Raw genomic sequence first — 7,933 nt, 5'->3', positions numbered from 1 at the left:
CGCCAACGCCAACGCCTACAGCGTGCGTTTGGGTCAGCGGCTCGCTCCGGTCGGGTTTCAAAGGCGATGGAAGCGAGACAAGACAAGACAGCGGGGAGCGGAGAGAGAAGATATAGCCGATGGGAAAAAGATATTATCTCGGCTTTAAGAGTTATTTATATGCTTTGACTTTTTTATTAGTTTCTTTCTGCAACTGAGCGGCAATTTTGAACATTTCTACGCCATCATGGAGATAACTTTCATCGTAATTCATGATATAGAAATTCAGTTCCTTAACGCCATCGGCTACTTGGTTGATGGTGTAATATAAATTAGCCGCAACCTCCGCCAGTAAAGAGGGATTAGGCATCGAGTGAAAGATCTTGTCTATTTTTTGTAGATGTTGCTGACACTCAGTCACATATGCCTCGAATTTGCCCATCAATTCATCATCGAAGGGATCGGCAGAGAGTTCAAAAATCTGGTTTTTGAGCGGTTTGATAATCCAGCCGATCGTCCGATTGATTGGCTGATAAACTTGATTGAGCCACAAGATGAGGTCTTCATCCAATTCGCGCCCGACTGTAGGCGGACGACGGGGGATATACGCGCCAGCCTGTTGTTGGCGGGGAATAGTCGCGGCAGGCGTACACAAATAATCGTATTCTCGTCGCTTGCGATCGTCACCTAAGATTTCATAGGCAGCATTGAGTTGGACGATCCGATCGGCATTCGCGCTACCGCCATTGACATCGGGATGAAATTCTTTAGCTAGCCGCCGATAAGACTGTTTGATCTCGTCGGCGGTCGCATGGGTGGAGACTTGAAGAACTTGGTAGTGCGTTTCTGACATCGATACTGGATAGGTCTTAGGCTTTAGGTTTTAGGTTTTAGGCTTTAGATATTAGATCTTAGAGGGTGTTTGAAAAGTTTTATTTGTTACGATCTCCGGCTATCAATCCCCCTAAATCCCCCTTAACAAGGGGGACTAAGATCCGGATCTTAGCCCCCCCTTTTTAAGGGGGGCTGGGGGGATTCTCTAAGATCTAAGTAGCAAACTATACTTTCCAAACATTCTCTAAACTGGAGTAGGTTCGGGATCTTGAAATAGTGGCGTGCTGAGATAGCGTTCGCCGAAGCTTGGCTGAATCATGACGATTAGTTTACCCTGATTTTCGGGACGCTTACCGACTTCGATCGCGGCATACAACGCTGCACCGGAAGAGATACCCGATAATAATCCTTCTTCGCGAGCCAGACGACGACCGTAATCGATCGCTTGACGATCGGTTACAACGATAACTTCATCAATGATTTCGATTTTGAGCACTTGAGGGACGAATCCCGCGCCGATCCCTTGAATCTTATGAGGGCCGGGTCTGCCGCCAGAGAGGACGGGGCTATTGGTGGGTTCGACTGCGATGACTTTGAATTCTGGCTTACGGGGTTTAATCGTCTCCGCGATGCCGGTAATTGTGCCACCCGTACCCACGCCAGCAACGAGAATATCGACCCGACCGTCTGTATCCCGCCAAATTTCTTCTGCTGTAGTCGATCGATGAACTTGGGGATTGGCAGGGTTGCGAAACTGCTGCAACATGTAGGCATGGGGTGTCTTATCGACAATTTCCTGGGCGCGCCGGATACAGCCGCTCATCCCTTCTACGCCAGGAGTGAGTTCCAATTGGGCACCGTAGGCTTTTAAGAGTGCTCGCCGTTCGAGACTCATAGTTTCGGGCATGGCAATAATCAACTTATACCCCTTAGCGGCGGCGACCATTGCTAACGCAATGCCAGTATTCCCCGAAGTCGGTTCGACTAAAACTGTTTTGTGAGGCGTAATCAAACCTTCTTTTTCGGCAGCCTCAATCATATTGACCCCAATCCGATCCTTGACTGAGGAGGCTGGATTCATACCTTCGAGTTTGACCACGATTTCGGCGACGCAGCCTTCAGCTTGCGGGATGCGATTGAGTCTCACCAAGGGCGTACGACCGACTAATTCTGTAATATCGTTAGCGATTTTCATAAAACGATGAGGGAGTAGGGATTGAGCGATAAAATCGATTGTTACTAAAACTGGCTGGTGCGAAATCGATCGATTTTCAGTAGGTGAGAATGATAAAGAAGTTTAATATTTGGGGAATAATAGAGATCGAGACAGCTTGAGACGAAGATCGACTGGCAAATTAGCCGATCTGCCAGCTTGTGCCGATCCGTTCGACTTCAGAACTGGGCTTTTGAATCCGAGCTACAATTATTACCAATCATCAACATTACACGCATGTCTGTAATCTATTTTATCTTTCCCCACTGTAAAACCACATGGCCGCGATCGATCTAAATTTGAGTTGGTGTCAACAGGCGCAACAGCCGCCAGAGCGAAAGAATGAAATTTTAATCGGGAGTCGGGGATGCTGGATGCGATCGTACACAATCTAGAACAGAGCAATCATATTGCCAGGATTAAAAAGCTGGTATTTTGTGCTTGTACCAATAATTGGAGTAATGAAGCTCAACAACTGAGTACGGTTAAATTCAAAAGTTACATCCAACAGTTGCGAGATCGCCATGCTTCAGTGGTCGAGCTAAAGTATTTGCTCTATCGAATTGTGATTAGACTCAATCACAGTACCAATTATTATACCGTTGCCAATTTCCTCTGCCAGGAAATGGAGCCACTATATTCATATCCATCGACAGCCACCAACGGCGAACGTGCTGCCAACGATGCTAGTGTCAATCCCACGGGGGTCGGTCGGGGCACCCAATCGGCCAAACAGTGGGGTACAGAGGTAATTTTTGCCGTCGAGGAAACTCAATCAGGTTCGTTGCTGCAAATAGAACTGAGTGTCTTGGCCGCCAATCGTCAGTTATTGACCCAAACAGTGGTGACGTTCCCCAATATGGCGCAGATGATGGCGCAGTATCAGGAATGGCAATCTCGCTACCGCCGCCTCGACCCCCAGAATCATCGCTTGATGAGCAGTAAAGCTGTCAGTCTAGTCCCAGAGCGGATTAATGACTGTTTGGATGCTGGTGCAATGCTGCAAGCCAATTTGCACCAATGGTACGATTGCTCTGGCTATCAAACCATCCGCGAACGCCTAGCGACCACCCTCGATCCCGAGATCGAAGTCGAAGCGATCGTCCGCAGCCGTTCCAAAAACCTGCTCAAACTGCCGTGGAATGCGATTTGGCAACCTTTACTCGATCGCTATCCCCAAGCTGAAGTCAGCGTCGCGTTAATTCCGACTATTTCGACCAATGCATCAATCGAGGAAGAATTACAGGTTTCGGTGCTATCGGTCTTGACCAGTGCCCAAGGAATTAAAGTCGATCGTAGTAAAGAGTACCTCAACGCGCTGCCCTATACCGATGCAGAGTTTATCGTCGCCCCCAGTCATAGCGATTTTGTCAATGCCTTGACACTAAAGTCCTGGAGCGTGATGTTCTTTAGTAGTTATATTTCGGGCTACTTACCCAACAATCGCATTTATATCAATCACCACGACACGATCGGGATTACCGAGTTTAAATATCGGCTGCGGAGTGCCGTCCAACGGGGATTGAAACTGCTGATCCTCAATTGTGGCGAAGGTTTGGAGCTAGCTAACGAACTGGCAGATCTGCAAATTCCCAATTTGATTGTGATGCGGGAAGCCGTTCAAGATCAAGTCGCTCAAGAGTTTGTCAAACTATTCCTCAAAGCTTTTTCTGGCGGTAAATCGCTCCAGCTCTCTGTCAGAGACGCTCGCGAACGCCTGCAAGCGATCGAAAAAGTCGTGCCGGCGGCTAGTTGTTTACCACTACTTTGTCAGCAAATTGCGACTCCTGCTTCCAACTGGAACCGATTGGCGCATACGATTCTCAAACCCAAAGAATTACTCGGTGCTTCGCAAAATTGGACTGATACGGAAGCCACGGGCATGGTCGCACAAGCAGACCTAGAAATCGGCTTGCTCGAACCCATGTCTGCCGAACCGATTGCTTTCGATCGATTGGCACTAGTCCATCAACTGACAGGTTACTTCAGCGAAGTCTATGCGCTAGCAGTGAGTAATGACGGTCAGTGGTTGGTGAGCGGTCATGGCGATATTACCCATATCGATGATGCCGTCAAGGTTTGGCGGATCTCGGATGGGAAATTAATTCATAATTTACTCGGCCATAGCCATTGGGTTTATAGTCTGGCTCTGAGTGCCGACGCGGAAACGATCGTCAGTGGGAGTTTGGATGGAACGATTCAACGGTGGCAGCTCACCACGGGCACTAAGCTACCTCAACTACTAGACAATAAATCTGCTGTCAATGCCATTTCCTTGACCAGCGACGGCCAAAGATTGGTATCGGGTGGCAACGATGCCCTCCTCAAGATTTGGCAGCCTCAGAACGGCTTGTTAATCCATCAATGTCAGGGTCATCTTCAAAATGTGGCTTGTGTGGCTACTCATCAACAATCTCAATTAATTGCTAGCGGTAGCAGCGATTATACCGTGAGACTCTGGCATCTCCAGGAAGGACGACTGTTAAGAACCTTACTCGGGCATGGCGGTCGGATTAGCGGGATTGCAATTACCCCCGATGGGACGAAAGTCGTCAGTGCCAGCCACGACTGTACGCTCAAAATTTGGGACGTTGCAACGGGTAACTTGCTCAATACCCTCGTCGGACATTCTAAACCGATCGGTTGTGTGGCGATTTCTCCCGACGGCCAAACGATCGTCAGCGGTGGCGACGATCGCACGGTGCAAATCTGGAATCTGAGCGATGGTAAACTACTCCATACGCTGCTGGCACACGATCGCGCTATCCTCTCGGTAGCCATTGGGACTGACAATCGGACGATCGTCACTGGTAGCTACGGTGAAATCCAAGTCTGGCGAGTTCCTACTACCTAAAGTGGCGATCGGCTAGGATAGCTAGTAGCGGTCTATGATTCTAGCGTATGCGTTTACCCCGTTCATGGTCGATCGCGATTGGTGCAGTGGCGATCGCGAGTTTGACATTGTGGTCGATTAATTCTCTCTATAGCCTCTACGTCCAAGTCAGTTGGACGACACCCTGGCTGGCGACGCCGATTCTGATTGGGATTTTAATTTTAATTGTCATCGCGATCGCTGTCAGCGTCTATTATCTAGGCATCGTTCGAGGCTGGTGGGGTAAATCTACAACGGCGACCCCTCGGGTGTTGCCCAAAGTGCCAGTCGAAAAAACTGCCGCCGCCACTGCCAATCTCCAAGCGATCGATCTCCAGCTCGCCCAAATTCAAGATGAAGTCAGCCGTCAAGCTCTACTCGCCAAATCGCGCGAAATTGCTGAAAACTTAGCGCGGGGACAAATTCGCGTCGTCGTCTTCGGCACCGGTTCGGCTGGCAAAACTTCCTTAATTAACGCCATCATCGGGCGAATTGTCGGCGAAGTCGGCGCGCCGATGGGGACGACAACACGGGGCGAGACGTATACACTCGAACTCAAAGGCTTAGATCGCCAGATTTTACTCACCGATACGCCCGGGATTCTCGAAGCCGGAATTGAGGGTACGCAGCGCGAAGCGATCGCTAGAGAACTAGCCACCGCCGCAGATTTATTATTATTTGTCGTCGATAACGACCTGCGAGCGTCAGAATATACCCCCCTGATGGGATTGGCCGAAATCGGCAAACGATCGCTCCTAGTCTTTAATAAAACCGATCTCTATCCGCCACTCGATCGCGAACGCATCGTCGCCCAGCTTCAAAAGCGTGTCCAGAGTGAGATCGAAGCCCAAGATGTTATCGCGATCGCGGCTAACCCGCAACCCGTCCGACTAGAATCGGGCGAAATGTTTGCACCCGACCCCGATATTTTTCCTCTAATCCGCCGTCTGGCTGCCGTCCTCAGAGCCGAAGGCGAAGAATTGGTAGCAGATAACATTTTGCTCCAATCCCAGCGGTTAGGAGCCGAAGCACGGGAACTCATCGACGCTCAACGCCAACGCCAAGCCGAGAAAGTAGTCAATCGCTATCAATGGATCGGTGCCGGAGTCGTCACCGTCACCCCCTTACCCGTCGTCGATTTCCTGGCTACCGCCGCAATTAATACCCAGATGATTATCGAGATCGGCAAGGTTTATGATTGCAACTTAAACAAAGACACGGCGCAAGAATTGGCTCTATCTTTGGGTAAAACTCTGACTAGTTTGGGTATTGTTAAAGGTGCCATTCAGCTAGTATCTACAGCTCTGACCGTTAATGTCACAACCTACGCGCTAGGTAAAGGCATTCAAGGGATCGTTGCTGCATATCTCACCCGCATTGCTGGGCGCAGTTTCATCACTTACTTTCAGCAGGATCGATCGTGGGGCGATGGTGGTATGGCTGAAGCCGTCCAGCAACAATTTCAATAAAATCGCAAAGATGAATTTCTCAAAGCGTTTATCAGTCAGGCGGTGGAGAAGATATCGTCAGGGAGCGGGGAGCGGGGAGCGGGGAGCGGGGAATAGGGAGAGCAACAAAAAAGGAGAGAATCATGATTCTCTCCTTTTTTATTTTGACCTTGGCTACCGTTGTCGTTACCATGGTCTTTGAGTTTTTGCCGTAACATTTGAGTGCGTTTCTTGAGTTGGCGTTGTCGTGCCGAACCACCTTTACCTTTGTCGTTTCTCCCTTCTTTGCGAGGAGATTCCCACCGCTTGAGTCTCTGTGCCATATCTATTTTCGACTTGTCTTTCTATTGTAGCAAGTGTGTTAGTCGATCGCAAGATGTGGAACCAGACACTCGATGCTTCTAGCTGAGAGGCTATGCCAATGATTTACTGAATCATCCAAGTCGAACGAGCTTACTAGACTTGGATGATTCAGAAACAAGGGCTTTTTCCGAAAAAGTCGGGTTTCTTGGCGCAGTTAGCTCTGGCAATCGCAATTACTCTATCAACCAATCAAATAACTCGCCAACTGTTAGCTGTAACCCTTCGGCAAAATCAGGCATCAGCAATACTCGATCTCGATCGTCAAAGATTTCCATCTCTTGTTTTGGCTGATAAACAAACACCGTTTGCTCATCTGGATCGATCAGCCAACCCATCTGTGCTCCATATTTGAGACAGTGCATAATATTCTTCACCACCTTAGTTTGACCTTGCTCTGGAGATAAGATTTCAATCGTCCAATTAGGGGCAATCGCAAATATATTAGCAACACTACCATCGGGATTGCGAGGGATCCGATCCCAACGAATCACTGATATATCGGGAACAGTAGATCGATCTCCAAATGTACACCGTAATTCAGGAAAAGCTCTAGCTACTTTTCGATCGCGTAACGGTCGATCGATCGTAAAAGTTAGTTCCCGTTGGATAATGCTGTGCTTTCCTTGCGGCATGGGTTTTTGATAGATCGCACCATCGATAAACTCGTTGGCAGGCTTGGTTTCTGGTACTACCAAAAACTCCTCTAGGGTAATCCGTTGGAGTAGCGATGGAGCCATGGTTTTAGCCATTACATAAGTAGATTACTCTTATTTTAGATCTCAACTTACCCACCAACAACTAAACTGTGAGAGTTGGGGTCGATTCTTCTACCGAAGAGGCTACGCCAACGACTAAAATTATGCTATGGTTGCAGTCTCAAATTACCAGTTTTTAGACAGTTGGACTCAGATCGCGATCGATCGCAACTCACGTTCTCTAGGACAAGACAATGAACGAATTCCCACTAATTTGGATTGTGATGGGCGTATCTGGGTCGGGTAAATCCGTTGTCGGTCGGCTACTGGCGCAAAAACTAGAGTGTGACTTTCTCGAAGGCGATCGCCGACATCCCATGTCAAATATTCAGAAGATGCGATCGCATCAACCATTGACAGATGTAGATCGCCGTCCGTGGCTGCTAGAGATCGAGCGAGATATTCAACGGGCGATCGATCGACACCGCGAAACGGTCATCACTTGCTCGGCACTCAAAGCTGACTACCG

General features: G+C 48.8%; 7 protein-coding genes. 3 read left to right on the top strand and 4 right to left on the bottom strand.

The window, feature by feature from the left end; translation table 11 throughout:
* Positions 1-151 precede the first annotated feature (151 nt).
* Positions 152-832, bottom strand: coding sequence for a DnaJ domain-containing protein (locus RMO84_RS11575; RefSeq protein WP_310488610.1), 681 nt, complete (start codon positions 830-832; stop codon positions 152-154).
* A 225-nt stretch (positions 833-1,057) separates the two neighbouring features.
* Entirely contained in the window at positions 1,058-2,008 is a 951-nt protein-coding gene (gene cysK / locus RMO84_RS11570; protein ID WP_310488609.1) for a cysteine synthase A, read from the bottom strand.
* A gap of 385 nt (positions 2,009-2,393) precedes the next feature.
* Between cysK and RMO84_RS11565 the strand changes: the two genes are divergently transcribed.
* On the top strand, positions 2,394-4,880 hold the full coding sequence (locus RMO84_RS11565; RefSeq protein ID WP_310488608.1) for a WD40 repeat domain-containing protein: 2,487 nt from the start codon (positions 2,394-2,396) through the stop codon (positions 4,878-4,880).
* 47 nt (positions 4,881-4,927) lie between these two features.
* Positions 4,928-6,367 carry a GTP-binding protein gene (locus RMO84_RS11560; protein ID WP_310488607.1) on the top strand — a complete coding sequence of 480 codons (1,440 nt, stop codon included), beginning with the start codon at positions 4,928-4,930 and terminating at the stop codon, positions 6,365-6,367.
* Positions 6,368-6,402: 35 nt separating this feature from the next.
* On the opposite strand, the gene RMO84_RS11555 is transcribed toward RMO84_RS11560, so the two are convergent.
* Together RMO84_RS11555 and RMO84_RS11550 are read right to left on the bottom strand one after the other, a co-directional pair.
* Positions 6,403-6,669 (bottom strand): hypothetical protein, encoded by a 267-nt coding sequence (locus RMO84_RS11555; RefSeq protein ID WP_310488606.1) that lies wholly within the window; start codon positions 6,667-6,669, stop codon positions 6,403-6,405.
* 213 nt (positions 6,670-6,882) lie between these two features.
* The gene (locus RMO84_RS11550; protein ID WP_310488605.1) at positions 6,883-7,446 is read right to left on the bottom strand and encodes a Uma2 family endonuclease; all 564 of its coding nucleotides are present in this window, start codon (positions 7,444-7,446) and stop codon (positions 6,883-6,885) included.
* A 212-nt stretch (positions 7,447-7,658) separates the two neighbouring features.
* Here RMO84_RS11550 and RMO84_RS11545 point away from each other — a divergent pair.
* On the top strand, positions 7,659-7,933 hold a 275-nt coding region (locus RMO84_RS11545; RefSeq protein WP_310488604.1), incomplete at its 3' end, for a gluconokinase.

This window comes from Chamaesiphon sp. VAR_69_metabat_338 (genome assembly GCF_031423935.1).
Lineage (GTDB): Bacteria > Cyanobacteriota > Cyanobacteriia > Cyanobacteriales > Chamaesiphonaceae > Chamaesiphon.
This window is presented reverse-complemented; position numbering and strand designations above follow the sequence as displayed.

Coding starts and splice junctions, on each gene's coding strand:
- RMO84_RS11560 (WP_310488607.1), top strand. CDS start 4,928: ATGCGTTTACCCCGTTCATGGTCGATCGCGATTGGTGCAGTGGCGATC.
- RMO84_RS11565 (WP_310488608.1), top strand. CDS start 2,394: ATGCTGGATGCGATCGTACACAATCTAGAACAGAGCAATCATATTGCC.
- cysK (WP_310488609.1), bottom strand. CDS start 2,008: ATGAAAATCGCTAACGATATTACAGAATTAGTCGGTCGTACGCCCTTG.
- RMO84_RS11550 (WP_310488605.1), bottom strand. CDS start 7,446: ATGGCTCCATCGCTACTCCAACGGATTACCCTAGAGGAGTTTTTGGTA.
- RMO84_RS11555 (WP_310488606.1), bottom strand. CDS start 6,669: ATGGCACAGAGACTCAAGCGGTGGGAATCTCCTCGCAAAGAAGGGAGA.
- RMO84_RS11575 (WP_310488610.1), bottom strand. CDS start 832: ATGTCAGAAACGCACTACCAAGTTCTTCAAGTCTCCACCCATGCGACC.